This window comes from Paenibacillus sp. JNU01, assembly GCF_059130585.1.
In genome coordinates this window covers 41,343-59,288 of record NZ_CP169723.1, presented here as the reverse complement: position 1 = coordinate 59,288, position 17,946 = coordinate 41,343, and the positions used below count along the sequence as shown (strand labels likewise).

16 protein-coding genes are annotated in these 17,946 nt (G+C 45.0%); 4 read left to right on the top strand and 12 right to left on the bottom strand.

Annotated elements, in window-relative coordinates; all coding sequences use genetic code 11:
• Positions 1-79: 79 nt before the first annotated feature.
• On the top strand, positions 80-853 hold the full coding sequence (locus NLBNIHML_RS00255) for a M15 family metallopeptidase (protein ID WP_494353473.1): 774 nt from the start codon (positions 80-82) through the stop codon (positions 851-853).
• Between the two features lie 137 nt (positions 854-990).
• On the opposite strand, the gene NLBNIHML_RS00250 is transcribed toward NLBNIHML_RS00255, so the two are convergent.
• On the bottom strand, positions 991-1,230 hold the full coding sequence (locus tag NLBNIHML_RS00250; RefSeq protein WP_342572797.1) for a hypothetical protein: 240 nt from the start codon (positions 1,228-1,230) through the stop codon (positions 991-993).
• 130 nt (positions 1,231-1,360) lie between these two features.
• On the opposite strand from NLBNIHML_RS00250, the gene NLBNIHML_RS00245 reads away from it, so the two are divergent.
• Positions 1,361-1,993, top strand: a complete 633-nt coding sequence (locus tag NLBNIHML_RS00245; protein WP_339242177.1) for a nitroreductase family protein — start codon at positions 1,361-1,363, stop codon at positions 1,991-1,993.
• A gap of 48 nt (positions 1,994-2,041) precedes the next feature.
• On the opposite strand, the gene NLBNIHML_RS00240 is transcribed toward NLBNIHML_RS00245, so the two are convergent.
• On the bottom strand, positions 2,042-3,202 hold the full coding sequence (locus NLBNIHML_RS00240; protein WP_472478524.1) for a leucine-rich repeat domain-containing protein: 1,161 nt from the start codon (positions 3,200-3,202) through the stop codon (positions 2,042-2,044).
• A 157-nt stretch (positions 3,203-3,359) separates the two neighbouring features.
• Here NLBNIHML_RS00240 and NLBNIHML_RS00235 point away from each other — a divergent pair, with 157 nt between their 5' ends.
• Positions 3,360-3,818: an AraC family transcriptional regulator gene (locus NLBNIHML_RS00235; RefSeq protein WP_339242173.1), complete on the top strand. Its 459-nt coding sequence runs from the start codon at positions 3,360-3,362 to the stop codon at positions 3,816-3,818.
• Positions 3,819-4,128: 310 nt separating this feature from the next.
• Here NLBNIHML_RS00235 and NLBNIHML_RS00230 read toward each other — a convergent pair whose 3' ends face one another.
• The 3 genes from NLBNIHML_RS00230 to NLBNIHML_RS00220 form a co-directional block, all read right to left on the bottom strand.
• Entirely contained in the window at positions 4,129-5,373 is a 1,245-nt protein-coding gene (locus NLBNIHML_RS00230) for an aminopeptidase (protein ID WP_472478526.1), read from the bottom strand.
• Positions 5,374-5,614: 241 nt separating this feature from the next.
• Entirely contained in the window at positions 5,615-7,156 is a 1,542-nt protein-coding gene (locus NLBNIHML_RS00225) for an acetate--CoA ligase (RefSeq protein ID WP_494354780.1), read from the bottom strand.
• Between the two features lie 300 nt (positions 7,157-7,456).
• Positions 7,457-8,461 carry an aldo/keto reductase gene (locus tag NLBNIHML_RS00220; RefSeq protein ID WP_472478530.1) on the bottom strand — a complete coding sequence of 335 codons (1,005 nt, stop codon included), beginning with the start codon at positions 8,459-8,461 and terminating at the stop codon, positions 7,457-7,459.
• A gap of 201 nt (positions 8,462-8,662) precedes the next feature.
• Here NLBNIHML_RS00220 and NLBNIHML_RS00215 point away from each other — a divergent pair, with 201 nt between their 5' ends.
• Entirely contained in the window at positions 8,663-9,508 is an 846-nt protein-coding gene (locus NLBNIHML_RS00215) for an AraC family ligand binding domain-containing protein (protein WP_339242168.1), read from the top strand.
• 77 nt (positions 9,509-9,585) lie between these two features.
• Here the strand turns inward: NLBNIHML_RS00215 and NLBNIHML_RS00210 are convergent, their stop codons facing one another.
• From NLBNIHML_RS00210 to NLBNIHML_RS00180, 7 genes are all read right to left on the bottom strand, one after another.
• A complete protein-coding gene (locus NLBNIHML_RS00210; protein ID WP_339242167.1) occupies positions 9,586-9,984 on the bottom strand; it encodes an Asp23/Gls24 family envelope stress response protein in 399 nt (132 codons plus the stop codon).
• Between the two features lie 29 nt (positions 9,985-10,013).
• Positions 10,014-11,093, bottom strand: a complete 1,080-nt coding sequence (locus NLBNIHML_RS00205; protein WP_339242165.1) for an AI-2E family transporter — start codon at positions 11,091-11,093, stop codon at positions 10,014-10,016.
• Between the two features lie 35 nt (positions 11,094-11,128).
• A complete protein-coding gene (locus NLBNIHML_RS00200; protein ID WP_494353472.1) occupies positions 11,129-12,586 on the bottom strand; it encodes a sensor histidine kinase in 1,458 nt (485 codons plus the stop codon).
• The gene (locus tag NLBNIHML_RS00195) at positions 12,564-13,271 is read right to left on the bottom strand and encodes a response regulator transcription factor (RefSeq protein WP_494353471.1); all 708 of its coding nucleotides are present in this window, start codon (positions 13,269-13,271) and stop codon (positions 12,564-12,566) included. The genes NLBNIHML_RS00200 and NLBNIHML_RS00195 overlap by 23 nt, the downstream gene beginning before the upstream one ends.
• Before the next feature lie 226 nt (positions 13,272-13,497).
• Complete coding sequence (locus NLBNIHML_RS00190; RefSeq protein WP_339242160.1) at positions 13,498-14,943, bottom strand: 4-hydroxyphenylacetate 3-hydroxylase family protein; 1,446 nt, start codon at positions 14,941-14,943, stop codon at positions 13,498-13,500.
• A gap of 127 nt (positions 14,944-15,070) precedes the next feature.
• The gene (locus tag NLBNIHML_RS00185; RefSeq protein ID WP_494353470.1) at positions 15,071-17,029 is read right to left on the bottom strand and encodes an FtsX-like permease family protein; all 1,959 of its coding nucleotides are present in this window, start codon (positions 17,027-17,029) and stop codon (positions 15,071-15,073) included.
• On the bottom strand, positions 17,004-17,774 hold the full coding sequence (locus NLBNIHML_RS00180; protein ID WP_339242156.1) for an ABC transporter ATP-binding protein: 771 nt from the start codon (positions 17,772-17,774) through the stop codon (positions 17,004-17,006). Before NLBNIHML_RS00180 ends, NLBNIHML_RS00185 begins: the two co-directional genes overlap by 26 nt.
• Positions 17,775-17,946 lie beyond the last annotated feature (172 nt).

Sequence of the window (17,946 nt, the reverse complement as noted above, 5' to 3'; positions counted from 1 at the left end):
ACAATTGGAGAACCTATGGATATAATCCTCTAGTATACTCGGTATATAGATTCATATATTCCGAGGAGGAACACACATCATGAAACCTTTTACTCGTAAATCCATCATATCTACAATTCTCATAGGCTCTGTTGTCGCAGGTTCTGCTTTTACTACGTTTCCCCTCACTTCAAACCTGAATCCCGTCGCGTCTGCTGCTAGCTCCAGCTTCACTCAATTTCTGCATGATAATGCACCTGGTCGTACGATCAAAACCATCAAAAATGTGGCAACCGTGACCAATGTGTCCAGTACAGTTGTGCTTGTCAATAAAAAGAGAAATCTGCCTTCGACTTACGCACCACAAGATTTGGTTGTACCTAATATTCCTTTTAGCTTCTCAGGCTCAAGTCCGAAGAAACAGATGCGTAAAGTGGCTGCAACCGCTATTGAAAAATTATTTGCTGCTGCCAAAAAAGACGGCATTGATATCAAAGCCGTGTCTGGTTATCGCTCTTATGCGACTCAGAAATCAATCTTTGACCGGAATGCCAGCATCAAAGGTGAAGCTGTTGCCAATAAAACAAGTGCTCGTCCAGGACAAAGCGAACATCAAACGGGTCTTGCAATGGATATCTCCAGCGCATCCGCCGGTTATGATCTTCAGCAAAGCTTCGGCAACACCAAAGAAGGCAAATGGCTAAAAGCCAATGCCCACAAATACGGATTCATCATTCGTTATGGCAAAGATCAAGAGAAATTAACGGGTTATTCCTATGAGCCATGGCATGTACGTTATGTCGGAGTCTATATTGCTGGTGAAATTACCAATCAGAAACTTACACTGGAGCAATATTTGGAACGAGCCAAATAAGGTAGATATCTACCTTATCTCTAGTCAGCTATTTGATTAGATAAAAGAAGGATGAATATAGATATCAAGGCTGAAATTGAAGATGGGGCCGCAAACGCCCCTCTTCTGCTTCAATCTTTTTCATTTTGAACACATCATCACGTCCCAACGATTCTCCTAAAGACCAGTGGCAATCTCTTCAGACTTTCAGTTCCAGCCCAAGAGCCTGCGCCAGCAAGTAGCGCATTATGACACAAATACAGTGCGACATTGTACACGATTGAACCCAAAATAATCTCCATAACGACAAAACGTTTTAACGTCGAAGATTGGATCACATATACCCGAAATTCATGCGGGTTATGCCCTCCCTTAAATCTTGTGATGAGAGCTTTCATGAATCACCTCTAGTGTTTTATTTTAGCGTATGGCAGGCAATACTTGTCTTATTCAAAAATAATACTTACATAAAGTAACTAAGTGTGTTATAGTAATTTTATAAATCATACATAAGCGAGGGAAACCATCATGAGTGAGTTCGAGAATCTGGTTAAAAACCGCAGGTCGGCTGTTATTTTTGAAGAAGGAATTGAGATTTCGGAGTCTGAACTGCAAGAGATGTTTGCCCTGAACAAATTTGCACCATCTGCCTTTAACCTGCAACACACCCACTATCTTGTGATCAAAGACGAGGAACAGAAAGAGAAAGTCTATGAAGCTTCCCAGCAATATAAAGTAAAAACAGCTTCTGCGGTCATCGTGGTTCTGGGCGATGTCAACGCACACCATCATATCCGCACCATTAACGAAGGTTTGCTGAATCTGGGCGCCCTCACTCCGTTCCAATATGAGCAAGAATCCCAAAGTGTAACCGAATTTTACGAATCTCGCGGCAGGTTCTTCCAACGTGAGGATGCGATTCGCAATGCCAGCCTGTCTGCCATGCAGTTGATGCTGATCGCTCAAGATCGCGGTTGGGACACCTGTCCAATGATTGGTTTTGACGCAGAAGAATTACAACAAAGCTTGGATATCCCTAATCATTACGTACCGGTTATGTTGATTACCATCGGCAAAAAGTCGGAAGCCAAACAACGTCCGCGCGGTTACCGTAAACCAATCAATGAATATGTTAGCTTCAATAAAATGCACGCTGAATAAACAGATAACCTGCAAACTAACAAAGCAAAAAGCCACGGTTTCGTGGCTTTAATACGTTTCATAGATTAATGTGTCCAACATATGAAATTCATCGTCAAACTCCGCGTATATGTACAATCGACCAGCAGGTGTATCCCCCGCATCATATCCCAATCGGAAATACCGATCTCCCTGGAACTCTGCATCAGCCAAAACCAATTCACTGATATCCTCGTCCGGATGGGCCTCGGCAATGGTTTTAAGGGCCTGCTCCTGAAGCATGTCCCATCGATCCCACGTCGCTTCCATATATGGAGACAATTCCTCCATCTCAGCCTTGGTTGAAACCTGTGCAGTGACTATCAGTTCTTTATCCTGAATATGTAAGCGCATCTGATAGTTGGACATTGATGCGTCATACTGAAACACACCCATCCCCTGAACTTCATGATTGGATTCAAAAATCAGATTGTCTGCATATTGCAGTCTCTCCAGCTTGGGATTAACGCTATAATCCAACTCGGTTAATTTGTTCTCGGAACAATAAAGCTCTCTTAATTGCACGTTATGACGAAGATCCAGCTTGCTAATATGGTTGTTAAAACAACGGATACTCTCCAGAGCCAGATTTAAAGTAAGATCCAGCTGTTTGATATGGTTGTGATTACATCGAAGTTCAAGCAAGTTTGGACAGCCGGATACATCGAGATCCAACATGTAATTGTTAGCGCAATCCAGTCGCCGCAGGTGTATATTGTGTTCAAGCTCAAGCGTGAAAAAAGCATTATAACTGCAGCTCAGTTCCTCCAACTGCTCAAGGCGCTCCAAAGCCAGCTCCGACAACATATTCCAATGGCACTCCAGCGTGACAAGTTTGGAATTATGAGAAAGATCCAATTGGCGAAGTCGATTAAAGCTGCAATCGAGTACCTGCAATTCTGAATTGGAGTGGAGGTCCAGAGTAAGAAGCTGATTCTCTCTGCAACGTAACGTCCTGAGCATGTGATTCTGAGCAAGATCCAGACCCGTCAATTGGTTATAGGCACAATCCAACTCTTGAAGACCTTTGAAATACTCAATCCCGTCCAGATTACTAATATCGTGATTTGAAAGCTGCAATGTCTCAACCTCACGAACATCACTCTCCTGAATAAATCCCCTCTCATTACAAAAACGATCCAACACAACTTGCCTGAATCGTTCATCCGTGAAGGCATAGGTGATATCCATATCTCACTCTTCCCCTCCTGTTCTCTTAAAACATCCTTTAACATATCCTTCCTATTCTACGAGTTTTGGTACGGGGAATCAATTCATTATGCAATATTTTTTATACCATGTTAGCATCCAATATGTAAGAGAAAACCATATTGAGAGGAAGATTTCCATGCAAATGTATATCGAAAACCTCCCGTCGTGTCGCCTTGCCTATGTTCGACAAGTGGGGCCTTACGGTCCGGCCAATGCCCAAGCGATGAATACACTCAAACAATGGGCAGACAAAAACCAATTGCTTCATGAATCAGCAACATTACTGGGCATCCCCCAAGATGACCCGACTACCACACCACCCGAAGAATGTAGATATGATGCCTGTATTGTTATCACGGAATCTAAACGTCTGGAAGATGACATAGTTGAGATTGGCGAGTTATCAGGCGGAGACTATCTCATCTGTAAGGTGAGACATACGGCAGAAGATATTCAGCAGGCTTGGAATGTGATCATCCCCCATTTGCATGCAAGTGGTTATGTGATGGACAACAAACCAGTTATTGAACGGTATCGATGGGAACTGCTCCATCAGCATTGGTGCGAAATATGTGTGCCTGTGAGGCCTGTGTAATCCATGTTATGAAAAAACGAAAAAAGTGACTTCAAGTTGAAGTCACTTTCTCGATTAAATACTATTAATACTATATAAGTTGAACTTACACGATAACGGAGAGGACAGAAAAAACCTGAAAAAGCGAAGCGTTCGCCTAAAAGCTTTCTGAAAGAAAGCTGCATCGGAAGCATACGCTATCCCCGGAATTTCCCCTTCGAAAAAGGGAATCAAAAAAAATTCCGGGGATAACAGCGATTGGAAGGTTATTCTGTCATCGTAGTGTCAGTGTAAATAATCTTTAGTTCAAGTTATATAGCCAGATTAGAAATTAAAATGCCCAGTTGCCTTTACGGAATACCGGCTCGATTGTGCCATCCTGTAACTCACCATCGATATCCAGCTCTGCGGAACCGATCATGAAATCGACGTGGGTCAGACTCACATTGCACTCATGCTTCAACAATTCATCGTTAGACATCGTAGTGCCATCTTTCATGTTGAATGGATACGCACTTCCCACAGCCAAATGGCAAGATGCATTTTCATCAATGCCCGTATTATAGAAAATACGATTCAAGTTGGAGATCGGGGAGTCATGAGGCACGAGTGCCACTTCACCCAGATAACGTGCTCCTTCATCCGTGGCAAAGAGGTTCTTCAGATGCTCTTCACCAGATGCTGCCGTAAAGGCAACAACTTGTCCGTCCTTGAAGGTGATTCTCATCTGGTCAACCAGTTGCCCGTTTAGGTTCAGAGGCATGGTGCTGCTAACATAACCGTTCACCCCACTGCGCTTAGGCATGGTGAATACTTCTTCAGTCGGCATATTGGCAACCGTGTATACGCCTTGTTTATTTTCGCTGCCACCACCGCCCCAGATATGATTGTTAACCAATTCGATTTTCAGGTCTGTACCTGGCGCACGGTAATGCAGGCTCTTATAGTTCTTTTGGTTCAGGAGATCACTCATGGTATTCAGGGTATCCAGATGCTCTCTCCAATTTTGTACGGCGTCTCCGCCATCCACACGGTTCATTTTGAAGATGGTTTCCCACATCACATTGATTCGTTCTTCTTCCGGGATGTCGGCAAACACTTTGTTCGCCCAAGCCTTGGTCGGTGCTTTGATCAAACACCAGCTAATTTCATGATTACGTGTATATTTGGAATATCCTTTACGTGCTTGAGCAGCAGCCTTAGTTGCACGGGAGACGTTGTCCGAATTAATCCCATTGTACAGATCCGGGTCAGGTACTTTGATCGTCAATGTTGCTCCGCCGGCTTCAGCGAACTTCTCCATCATGTCGCCTTTCCAGGCCGGATAGTAGTCAAAACTGTCATCCGAGCCATGTTCGAAACGACTGCGGGTAATGTTATCATCATCGAATTCCACTTGCACGTACTTCGCTCCGGCTGCATACGCTTTTTGAACAATCAAACGTGTGAATTCAAGCGTTTCGATGGGGGCAGTGACGAGCAAGTCCTGTCCTTTTTGAATATTTACACCGACTTTGACAACCAGTTCTGCGTATTGTTCCAATGACTTTTCAAAGGTTTGTTCAAATTGACTCATGGTTGTGTTCACTCCTGTTTCATATATTATGACATGGTTTGCAAGTGACTTGGAATCTGCTGATTGGCCGTTACAGCGAAGGATCGTTCTTTAGATCGTCGTTGTCTCCAAATTTTCTTCATCGTATTTTTCAAAGGTTAAAATTCGGAGACAAATACGACCGCTTTCGCTTCTGCAGAATCGAATCCTTCTCTTTCACTACGCAGGCACAATCCCCAAAATTTCATCTATACAAAATGATCTAACTATGACGTTTTTCTTGTTCACGTAACTCAATCCGGCGGATTTTACCAGAGTTGGTCTTCGGCAGATCCGTAACAAATTCGATCTTGCGTGGATACTTGTAAGGTGCTGTAATTTCTTTGACATGGTGCTGCAATTCACGCATCAGTTCTGGTGAAGCCAGTGAATCATCTCGCAGTACAACAAAAGCTTTCACCACGTTGCCACGAATCTCATCCGGACTCGCAACCACCGCGCATTCCTTCACACTCGCGTGTTTCATGAGTGCTTCTTCCACTTCAAATGGTCCGATGGTGTAACCCGAACTGATGATGATATCGTCACTGCGACCTTCAAACCAGAAGTAACCTTCTTCGTCTTTACGTGCACGGTCCCCTGTTACAAAATAATCGCCACGCTGACTCGCTTCCTTCCGTCCCTCATCCTGATAATAGGATCGGAACAAAGCCGGCATCTCTTTGTGTACCGCGATATCTCCAACTTCACCCGCAGGTACAGGTTGTCCCTCTTCATCGATGATTAAAATCAACCCAGGTGTAATCGACTGACCCATCGAGCCAATACGTACAGGCGCATCTTTGAGACTGCCGATCAACAACGTGCTCTCGGTCTGTCCATATCCGTCTCGAATAGTGAGGTCAAAGTGACGTTGGAAGATTTCAATGACTTCCTGATTGAGCGGTTCACCCGCTGAAACAGCACTGCGCAGATGGGACAGATCATAATGTCCAAGATCATCGGCTTTGGCCATTAACCGATACTCGGTTGGTGTACAGCATAGAACATTAATTTGATGTTCCTGCATCAATTCCAGGTAACGCTTGGGTTGGAATGATCCATTGTAGACCAGTCCTGTCGCGCCTCTTCCGAGTACCGACAGGAACGGACTCCAGATCCATTTTTGCCAGCCAGGTGCCGCTGTTGCCCATACGGTATCTGAAGGCTGAATATCCAACCATAGTGAAGAAGCGATCCGCAGGTGGGCATATCCCCAACCGTGGCTATGTACAACTCCTTTGGGATTACCTGTTGTGCCCGAAGTATAGGCAAGAATAGCTGTATCATCACGGTGAGTTTCCACTGCAGCCATCTCTTCAGGTTGATTTTCCATTAACTCATGCACATTGACCCAACCTTCAGCAGGTACGCCAACATCACCATTAGGAGATGCTACGATACGATGTGCCAGTGACGGCAGATCCGCGTTCATCTTTTCCACTTCCGAGGTTGTCTCGGACCATACAATAACAGCCCGCGCCTCAGAGTGACGCAGACGATATTCCAGATCTTTAGCCCGTAACATCTCGGAGGACGGAATAACGGCAATCCCCAATTTAAGACAAGCAATGTAAATGACATAGGCAATGATACGGCGTGGTACCATGACCAGCACCCGATCACCCTTCACCAGTCCTAGTTCACGCAAACCTCCAGCAAGACGATTCGCCTGCTTGAACAAATCACCATACGTGATCTCTTCCAATTCTCGTTGATCGCTGAGCCATCTAAGTGCAATCCGGTCGGATGGATGATTCTCCATCTCGGATGTCAGGTTATAGCTTTCAGGCGAAATCCACTGTTCAAAGTTCAAATGGAGCCTCTCCTTCGTAGTTCAAATGTAAAGCTTCTATATATTATACCCTAAATCCTAGGACCAGGTGCTATGAACTAGGCTCATTCCAAAAAAATAAACATAGGTCAATTAATGAACTATTATAATAGATCTTATCCTATAAAGAAAATGACATATAAAAAAATGGCACCTTCCTGGTTATCAGGACGGCACCATTTCATATTAATTTGCTATTACCATAATCTTCGTCTAACTATAATTTTTCGGTTACCACGGATAATTACCCATTCCGTCAAGAATGATTTCGATCTCATTCAACTCTTCCGTTGTCAGGTCCGGTGCCTTGAGCGCAGCTACGTTTTCTTCGATCTGGGACACACGGCTTGCACCAATCAGTGCGGAGGTTACACGGTTACCGCGCAAGATCCAGTTCAGAGCCAGTTGAGAGATCGTCTGACCTCTTCTTTCTGCAACCGCCTGAAGCGCATCGAACTTGGCAATCCGTTCGTCCGTATAAGCTTCTTTTTTCAAATTGCCTGTTGGATTGGCTCGTTCTTCCTTAATCTTGTCGACATATTTATTCGTCAACTGGCCGCGGCCGAGTGGACAGAATGCTATTGAACCTACGCCCTGCTCATCCAGTACGTCCTGCAAACCGTCTTCGATCCAGCGGTTCAACATGGAGTAATTCGGCTGATGAACCAGACACGGCGTACCCAGACGACGGAGAATGGTCACCGCTTCTTGCGTCTGTTCTGCATTATAATTGGATAACCCCACATACAGTGCTTTACCTTGCCGCACGATATGATCCAGCGCTGTCATGGTCTCTTCCAAAGGTGTATCCGGATCTGGACGGTGATGATAGAAAATGTCTACATAATCCAGTCCCATCCGGCCAAGGCTTTGATCCAGGCTCGCAATGAGGTTTTTGCGGGAACCCCATTCGCCATAAGGTCCATTCCACATGTGATAGCCAGCTTTTGTCGAGATGAGCAGCTCATCCCGATAAGGACGCAGATGTTTTTTATATATCACACCAAAGTTCTCTTCCGCTGATCCTGGAGGTGGACCATAGTTATTCGCCAAATCGAAATGGTTAATTCCGAGGTCAAAGGCACGCAAAATCATCTCTTCCTGAATATCCAACGTACGGTTGCCTCCGAAGTTCTGCCATAGACCCAGCGCAATTTGCGGCAGTCTGATTCCGGATTTACCGGAACGTACATATTTCATCTCATCATATCGTTGTTCACTCGCAGTATAGGGCATCGTTATTCTCACTTTCCTGTAAGGTTTGCCTTGCTGCTTCTAATCTTAGTCATTTCTCGGGCAAAACGATATGGCATTTCACTATAACCATATGGAAAAATGACTGTTATCTCTACCAACGAATGTTAAATCATTGATCTTTTAATCTAATTAATATGTTAAAATGCAAGATGAGACGAAATCATACAGGAGTGAATACCCTTGATTACATATATGTTTAAAAGCAATCATTTTCAGGAGCTTCAGCTCCTTCATTATGGTACGGAAGCCTGTACACCAGGTCATCACTTTGGCCCTGCCATGAGAGACTATTACAAAATTCATTATATTTTGAATGGCAAAGGCACCTTCGAAGTAGGAGGCAGAACATACACCCTGCACAAAGGTCAAGGTTTTCTGATCGTTCCGCATTCTGTTGTTCATTACGAAGCAGATCAGGATGACCCTTGGGAATACAGCTGGGTTGCTTTTCAAGGTAGCAATAGCCAAACCTTTTTACAGCAGGCTTGTCTGTCTGAGCATCACCCGATTTTTGAGCTGGGCAATGAGGATGACGAGATGCGATCCTGTCTGCATCGTATGATTAATTCGCGCCACACCCACAAAGGCTGGGAGATCAGTATGACTGGTTTGCTTTATCAATTTTTCTCCATTTTGATTGATCAGGCCAACTCAGAGCATCTTCAACCCATGCAGGATTATTCGAAGGAAACATACGTAACGCAGGTCATGGACTTTATTGAAATGAACTACGCCAATGCTATTACCGTTCAGTCCATCGCGGCCCATGTGGGCTTGCAGCGCAGTTACCTGTGCTCTCTCTTCAAGGATCAGATGGGGAGCAGTATCCAGTCGTATCTGGTCCATTACCGGATGCGCAGGGCAGCCGAATTGACCCTTGATCCCGGTCTGACCATTGGTGATATTGCCCGCTCGGTGGGCTACACTGATGCATTGCTTTTCTCCAAAATGTTCAAAAAAGTGATGGGCGAAGCGCCCACTTATTATCGCAAACATAAAACAGCACCCTCCCAGTTAAGTTGCTAATGGGAAGGTGCTGTTTTTTGCCAATCGATATCACTTGCATTTGTTCAATACTTACATTCGTTATTCCTTACGTTTGTTTATACCGTCTCCTGCATGGATATGCCGACGACTTGCACTTTAATTTCATTAACCATAACACCCGCTAATTGCTCAACGGCCTGTTGAACGTTATGTTGAAGTTCACGGCATACCTCATGCATCTTGTTGCCATATTGAATGTTAATGCGCAGCTGGATGGTCGCCTGATCGTCTTTGACGTGCACATCAATCCCTTTTTGCAGACTCTTGCCGCTGATGCTTTTGGCAATCCCTTCAGTCAGCCCCACAGACATGGAGGATACGCCATTCGTGCTCTGCGCGGCCATCCCCACAATCTTGGACAGCACATCGTTCGAGATGTGAATGGTACCCATTTGAACAGATTGAGGTGCGATATATTCAGGTTCGTTATATGGTTTTTCGATAATTTCAGACATGTGCTCCACTCCTTCGAATAATTTACATGCTAGGCATTCTGCCATTTGTCCTTGAAGAACATAGTATAGATTCGAACCAAAAGAATTTTAACGATCATATACACCGGGATAATAATCAGGATGGCAATAATCCCACCCAGGTCCCCTGCACCCAAGACCAGAATAATCGTCGTAAGCGGGTGAATATCCAGCTTTTTGCCAAATACGTACGGTGCAACCAGGTTGTCCTGAATCTGCTGAGCGACGAGAATAATAATCAGAGACCAGATGGCAACGGATGGCGATACCACGAGACCCATGATCACAATAGGGACAGATGACACAATCGCTCCGATAAACGGAACAAAGTTCATGATGACCGCGATTACTGTGAGCAGTAATGCGTACGGCAGTCCAATAATCAGGAAACCGATATACATCAGTACACCCAGCGCCAGATTTACCAAGACTCTACCCACAATAAAACCACTCAGGGCCTGATCAATCTCAAGCACAACTTCACGGCTGTCATTTTGGAAACGTTTTGGAGCGATATGGGCCAGTTTACGGCCAAATTTCTCACCTTGTAACAGCATGTAGAACAAAAGGATCGGTAATGTAAACAAGATGATCGCAAAACTGGAAACGAGTGAGAAAAATCCACTTACATAGTTGGTCACAAAGTTAAATCCTTTGTTGATATACTCCGTAATCTGAGAGAAAGGTGTTGAGCCCTCGGGGAACAAGGCTTGAATGGCACCATTCTGCTCCAGCTCTCTCAGCTGTTCACTTAATGAATTGATTAGATTCGGTGCGTTATCGACCAGATTCACCAATTGCTCACGTAACGATGGCCATAAGCCAATGATGAAGAATACACCCAGAATAGCAATAACCAAGTAGATTAGCAAAATACTTAGTGTGCGATTGATTTTCTTTTTCTCCATATAATTCACTAGCGGTCTTAGCAGATAATAAAAGAACACGGACAACATCATCGGTACGGTAATGACCGTGATCATGGTGACAAGCGGCTGAAAGATGAAGCTCACACGTGATAATAAATAGATATTAACCAATATCAGCGCCAGTGCGATACTGAACCGGACAAACGTATTTCCTTTGAACAAAATTTTCCCCTCCACATGGACATTTCTTCTCTAATTTAATTTGGAATCTGAATGGTAAACACGGTTGTCTCTCGCCCACGCCCGGAAAGGATCAGCCGTCCACCCATTTTCTCCGTATTGCGCCGTGCGATGGACAATCCGAGTCCGGTACCTCCGGTCGCTGTCCGCGCCTCATCCCCTCGTACAAACGGGTCAAAAATGGTTGACCACAGTTCTTGAGGTATGCCAACCCCGGTATCTGCTACTTCAATCACCACATGGGTATCCAGCGGAATGAGTTCCACGCGCAGTTCTGTTCCGATCGGATTGTACGAGAGCGCATTGGTGATCAGATTCTGAATGACTCTGGATAGCAGCTCTGGATCATACCTCGCGTAGATCTCCTCATCAGGAACAAGCACATGAAGGACAAACTGTTTCTGCTCAATTTCCCCATACGTATCTGCCATAATCTCGCGCACGAATTCTCCAATTTCTCTTCTCTCAATCTGCATGCGGAAATCAGGCGAATCCACCTTGAGCAGCTCCAGCATATTCTGAATCATGCGTGCAACTTGAACGGACTTGTTATAGATGTATCCCAGGTATCTTTGCTGCCTGTCCTTGTCCTCTCCACGTCCTTCCACCAAAGCCTGAGCATATCCCTGTATAGATGTTATCGGTGTCTTTAGATCATGGGATAAGTCTACAATCAGTCGCTGCTTGCTCTCTTCCGCATAACGTTTCTCCGCAGAGGTGTTCTCAATAACGTCCGCCATGTAGTTAAAGGTCTCACCAATCTGGACAAACTCCCTCTCGGCAGAGATCGACATCCGTGTACTATAATTTCCCTGAATCATCTGCGTAAGACCCGAGGAGAGAATACCCAGTGGCTTTTTGATTCTCCGTGCGACCCAATAGCTATATACAAAGATCAACAACAAAACTAAACCAATACCAATCATAATGTAAAAGGATAACGGGTGCTTCAGATTGGTAATCAACTGATTATCATTAATCCTTACGCTGACCAGATCACGCGGGATCTTGAGCAACACATACGTTGGCGGTCCTTCTGCCGAAAACGAAGTGATGGAGTAATAGTACGGTTGGTCGCTTCGGTTCTCCAGTCCTGCATACAGCTCGGCTTCACTGTATTGGGTGAACGAATCCTGCTTGTCTCCCACATGATGAATGACGTTACGATTCGCATCCAGAATCTCAATCCAACCCCCGCTGTCCTTGAGACGTTGAATCTCTGTATCCTTCCCTCTCGACACCGAACCTCCACCGGAGTAAAACTCGTTTTCCAGCTCTGCCACATACACGTGGGCTTCAACATTCAGCTCTGGATCAACGACCTGATCCGAAATGCGGAAATCCACGACATCCAGTGACACTATAAGGTATACAATCAATACCAGTAACAGCAAAAAGAAGTTGAACAGCAAGAAATCCAGTGTCAGGGATGTCAGCAACAGTCGCTTTTCTCTAGCTTTCCATGGGCGCTTCAATTTTGTATCCCAGTCCCCTTATCGTTTTGAGATATTCCGGTTGTCTGGAATCACGCTCGATCTTCTCCCGAATGTTGCTGATATGTACCATGATGGTGCTGTCCTCGTGCGCATAATAATCGCCCCAGACCGCTTCGTATATTTTTTTACGGGTGAACACTCGGCCAGGTTGATCAAGCAACAATTCCATAATTTTATACTCTGTAGAGGTTAATGTTACAGCTGTTCCTGAACGAAAAAGCATACATTGGGATCGATCCAGCGTCAGATCACCTAAGACCAGATTCTCTTCTTTGGCAGCGGGGATCTCCGCTGCATCAAATTGATTCACTCTTCTGAGCAATGCCTCTACTCTGGCGACAATCTCGAGCGGGTTGAACGGCTTCGCTATATAATCATCTGCCCCAAGTCCGAGTCCAAGGATTTTATCGTGATCCTGACTTTTGGCGGACAGGAATAGCACAGGCATGTGATGCGTAGCCCTGATCTGCTTAATTAACTGCAATCCGTCCATTACAGGCATCATGATGTCCAGTATGACCAGATCAATCTGTGTTGAACGTATACATTGTAGCGCCTCGGCCCCATTCACGGCAGTCTTAATGGTATAATCCTTCTCCAGATAGAGCTGAAGCAGTTCAACAATCTCTGGTTCGTCATCTGCAATTAATACGGTGTATCTCATGTTATTCCTCTCATTTCCTATACTCTATGCCTATCTCTACATTATTACTATATACTACGTCTCTTAATTCAACCTAAATCATTTCTAAAGATAATCTAAATAAATAGAAATAAAGCCCTGACACTGGCCAAGGCTCTAGGAGCAGGTTAACTAAAAATAAGACTGTCTCATTTATGTATTCTAGCTGTTCATTCTTCTTGCAGACTGTCCGTATTAGATTATCAGATCATGCCTTACCCGAACGAAGCCACGGTTCAACTCTGGCCAATAAACGTTCCTTGTCATATTGCACATATTGAACCGCCCGGTTGCGCACAGGATCACCGGCGTAGAAACGTTCATACAGATCATGCCTTGCTCCGAGTGGACTTCCGGTCAGTTCCCATGCCAATTGAAAAAGACGAATCTTCTCCGGGGCTTGCAACGTTACTCCACCAAGATATTTGTTCATCATGGAGCCTATCCTTTCATTGCCCTCAAACATACCTGAAGGAATCTGCATCAGACCACCCGCAGCAATCGTCTTCAAAATCTCCACTGCGCGCGGATAATAACGATTGCCCAGATTACGTGCGGTTTCAATATATTTGAATTCCGGCAGCCAGTTGCCGTATGTGTCAGGCTTGGACTGTGCTTCAGCGGCAATAATCAGTCCCTCAATAGTCTGCATCTGACTAATCATCTCACCGAGTTGTTCCTGCACATTCAGGAAGGAGTCCACCCCGATCTCCTTGGCAATGGCGGAGGTCACGGCTGTAATGAACTCCAGTTTCGAGTGTAATCGGATAACGCTCTGATGATAAGCCAGACTGGACGAAGCTGTATTACAGCGAATCTGCCATACAGCTTCAGGGTTATTGTGCAGCAATACACATTCCCAGGGCACAAATACATCGTCAAAAAATAACACAGCATCCATCTCATCATACTGGGCACTTAGTAGATGTGATCTATCCGAATCTTTTGCCGCGAATGTTTCTCGACACATCATGTGCAAGCCCGGACTGTCCGCGGCTACAATTACCATATGGGCCAGCTCTGGCAGGTGGCCTGGAATTCGTTGAACGGGATACGCAATGATATCATCGGCATACGGCGCAGCCGTTGCAACCATTTTGGCTCCGCGGATCACCACGCCCTCCGCATTGCTTTGCACAATTCGCAGCATGGCATCCTCATCTTCCCCAACAGGCAAGGAACGATTAATCTGAGGGTCCCGCTGGACAATCGTCAGGAAGGCATCTTTTCGTTTGGCTTGTTCATAATAAGTCGATATTTTACCTGCAAATGCGGGATCATATGCTGTCATCTCATGTCGTGTTGCATACCAACCGGTCAGGCGGGAGCGAGCATAATCAGACAGTCTGCTCATTACCCCATACGTCCGCTCAGACCAAAGCCGAAAAGCCCCCGCTCTGCTGTTCACGTCGAGAAGTGAACGGGGCACATGGAAGGAGCGATGAACGTAACTTCCCGTTTGTTCGTCCCAATAGGCCACAGTTTCCCTTGTCTCCGGGTCATCCACCAGATTGAATAATCCTTCTATGGTCTGAAGTGTTCCCTGAAAGGCCTGATGGCGGGTTACCCGGATACGCTCACCATCCAGCCATACATTCCGCTCATCATTCAATCGTTGAATGTAAGCCTGTCCACGAGACAACGTGATGCTCATATATGTCCTCCCTATTGTGAAACGATGTAATGATACATTCTGTATCTAATGAAATAGTACTGTGCCTTGGATGGAAAAGTCAACAGACACCGAGCCATGAGTTCGGTGTCTGTTGGGACATTCATTTTTAGACTAACTTGGCATACATATGACGCAGATACCGCCAGCGTACGAGTGCAAAATACAGGATCTGCATGGAAGCAAACACCATGAAGATGCGCAGACTGTATCCGAAGACTGAGAAATCAACCAACTGCTGCAATGCTACGAAGGCAACCGAGCTGTGGATAACGGCAATCAGAATCGGCAGGAAGAACATAAGCAATAGCTGCCTTGTCACAATCTTACGAAGTTCGGGGCGGCTGAGTCCCATTTTGCCAATCATGCGATACTGCGCTTCATCCCGTTCAAGATCTGCATAGAGTCTGAAATAGGTGAAGCTTGCTGCAAAGGTGAAGAAAACAATGCCAATCAGTCCGCTCAGGATCAGGATAATTCCGTTCGTTTGTTTCGAATTGAGCCAATCCACCACTAGTGCACTCACCTGGAAGTAACCTCTATTGGAATGATTCTGTTGAATTGATTCGATTAATTCAGGAGCAAAGCTCCGTGTACCCATCCAATCTTTCACGATAAATTGGACCGTTCGCCTCGAATAGAAACCTTCAGGCATGCCAACTTCCTCGTTGTACGCAGGCCTCATCTGATTAAACAATTCGTCAGTTACGATGTAGAGATTAATTTCACCTTGATAAGGAATCACAATCTCGGTACCAGGTGTCGATAGCTGAACAGGTACGCGCTGACTATCCACCTCCAGATTGACCTCCGCTCCGGAGAATCCTTGTTCAGCCTGTTCACGGTACTTCTTGCGAACCGCCAAATTGCTTGGTGTCATAAATGACTCATCGACCTGTTTCAACGCACGTTCTTCATACCCAAGTGCCTTCGCCAAACGGTTATAATCACTTAATTTGATAATCTCTCCATTATTATTTTCAGATATAGGAGCATAACTGCCCTTCACGTAGGGAACTTGATGATCAATCAACGTCTCTTCAATCTGCCGAATATGTCGCTCGGAGTTGGGAGTATCCCACATATTCATATAACTGAATGCGTACGGATTCGACATGGATGACAGACCCGGGTCAGCAATCGCAAGCATGGTGCCAATTCCCGTAAATGAAGAAGCCGAAATGATACTTACCATGAAAAACATAATCGCGTTATCTTTCATTCGATACGTAAGTTCTGAAAGAAAGAGCAAATTGGTTTTACGGAAAAATAACCGTGAGTTGCCTTTGAGGGCTCGGATAACGTACACACTGAGCTGTGTGAACAGTAAGTATGTACCTGCAATAACGACCATAACACTCGCCATTAATAGCGGAAACGAGAAGCTTACCCAGACAAAGGTGAATACCCCAGCATAACCTCCGCCAATGAACAATAGGGATAACAAGGCGAGCAGACGTGATGCTTTCGGTTCCGGTTTTGGCTTTTCCTCTGATTTCACAAGGTCAATAAGTGTTCCTTTCCGTATGAGTAAGGATGATGACATGGCAATCACTACAAACAGCAGCAAAAATGCGCCAGCCGTCAAGGCAATGCCTTTCAGCGGAAAATAGAATCGAAGGCTGTTCTCAACAGCCAGCATAGAGCCACAGATCAGCAGAATCAATTTGCCAAAAACAATTCCCAGTCCAATACCGGTAATAATCGAAGCTAATCCGATACACATATTCTCCATAAATAAGAGCCGGTTCATCTGTTTGCGTGTCATGCCGATGATCAGGAAAATGCCAAATTCCTTCTTGCGTGTCTTCAGAAATGAACCTACCGAGTAGAGCAGGAACAGGAATGAAAAGATGAATATAATGATCTCCGCAATCATAAACCCCTGGTTGGCAAGTAAAGTAACCGTTCCATTGGAACCCTTTAAGCCTTCTTTCAGATCGGGATGGAACAATAGCAATGCGTAGGTGAAAAAGATCATGACAGAGAATGTACTGCTCAGAAAATGAGCCAGATAAATTCGTTTATTGCGAACAACGTTATTAATGGCGAACTGGCGAAAATTCATGTCCTGACCCTCCCATTAGGGATAATACATTAATAATCTTCTGGTAAAAGGCTGCCCGATTATCGCCGTAGTGAATCTCATTGTATAGCTTTCCATCTTTGATAAAGACGACTCTACTGCAATAACTTGCAGCTACTGCATCATGAGTGACCAACAGCATCGTCGCCTGATCCTCCTGATTGCGGGTTTCGAGGATCTCCATCACATCTCTGGCCGCCTTCGAATCCAGATTACCTGTTGGCTCATCCGCCAAAATCAGTTTCGGAGAATGTATGAGTGCTCTGGCAATGGCTGTACGTTGTGCCTGTCCACCCGATATCTCATAGGTTCGTTTGTTCAGAATACTTTCAATTCCCAGCTTGCTTGCCAGCTGTTCTACACGTGTGTTCATCTCTGCTAAGGGAACGCCGTCAAGCGTCAGTGGCAGCACGATATTTTCCTTGACTGTCAGGGTATTTAACAGATTAAACGATTGAAAAACAAATCCCAGCTCTTTGCGCCGAAAGAGCGCGAGTTCGTCTTGGTTCAATTCAAACGGATTCTTCCCTGCAATCCGCAGTTCTCCTGATGTCGGATGATCGATTGTGGAGATCATGTTCAGCAGCGTTGTTTTACCACTGCCGGATGGTCCCATAATGCCGACAAACTCACCTTTCTGAATACTGAGATCGATGCCGGATAATGCTTCATAGGACACGATGCCTTTATAGATTTTACTGATCTGATTGACAGAACAAATCTCCATAGTTACAACTCCTCTAATGAAAGTGAATTCGAAAATTAAGATACGCTGATGCTGTGTGTCTGCATAATAAGTGCGGCCTTTCCTGTGATCTTCATGACTACAGTCTATCGAAGTTTCGGTCATTCTCCTATGGTTTAACCTTTCATCAACATGACAATGTTGTAAGGTTGCA

Coding starts and splice junctions, on each gene's coding strand:
- NLBNIHML_RS00225 (WP_494354780.1), bottom strand. CDS start 7,156: ATGGAGAATCATCCATCCGACCGGATTGCACTTAGATGGCTCAGCGAT.
- NLBNIHML_RS00235 (WP_339242173.1), top strand. CDS start 3,360: ATGCAAATGTATATCGAAAACCTCCCGTCGTGTCGCCTTGCCTATGTT.
- NLBNIHML_RS00245 (WP_339242177.1), top strand. CDS start 1,361: ATGAGTGAGTTCGAGAATCTGGTTAAAAACCGCAGGTCGGCTGTTATT.
- NLBNIHML_RS00240 (WP_472478524.1), bottom strand. CDS start 3,202: ATGGATATCACCTATGCCTTCACGGATGAACGATTCAGGCAAGTTGTG.
- NLBNIHML_RS00210 (WP_339242167.1), bottom strand. CDS start 9,984: ATGTCTGAAATTATCGAAAAACCATATAACGAACCTGAATATATCGCA.
- NLBNIHML_RS00185 (WP_494353470.1), bottom strand. CDS start 17,029: ATGAATTTTCGCCAGTTCGCCATTAATAACGTTGTTCGCAATAAACGA.
- NLBNIHML_RS00220 (WP_472478530.1), bottom strand. CDS start 8,461: ATGCCCTATACTGCGAGTGAACAACGATATGATGAGATGAAATATGTA.
- NLBNIHML_RS00250 (WP_342572797.1), bottom strand. CDS start 1,230: ATGAAAGCTCTCATCACAAGATTTAAGGGAGGGCATAACCCGCATGAA.
- NLBNIHML_RS00180 (WP_339242156.1), bottom strand. CDS start 17,774: ATGGAGATTTGTTCTGTCAATCAGATCAGTAAAATCTATAAAGGCATC.
- NLBNIHML_RS00195 (WP_494353471.1), bottom strand. CDS start 13,271: ATGAGATACACCGTATTAATTGCAGATGACGAACCAGAGATTGTTGAA.
- NLBNIHML_RS00190 (WP_339242160.1), bottom strand. CDS start 14,943: ATGAGCATCACGTTGTCTCGTGGACAGGCTTACATTCAACGATTGAAT.
- NLBNIHML_RS00255 (WP_494353473.1), top strand. CDS start 80: ATGAAACCTTTTACTCGTAAATCCATCATATCTACAATTCTCATAGGC.
- NLBNIHML_RS00230 (WP_472478526.1), bottom strand. CDS start 5,373: ATGAGTCAATTTGAACAAACCTTTGAAAAGTCATTGGAACAATACGCA.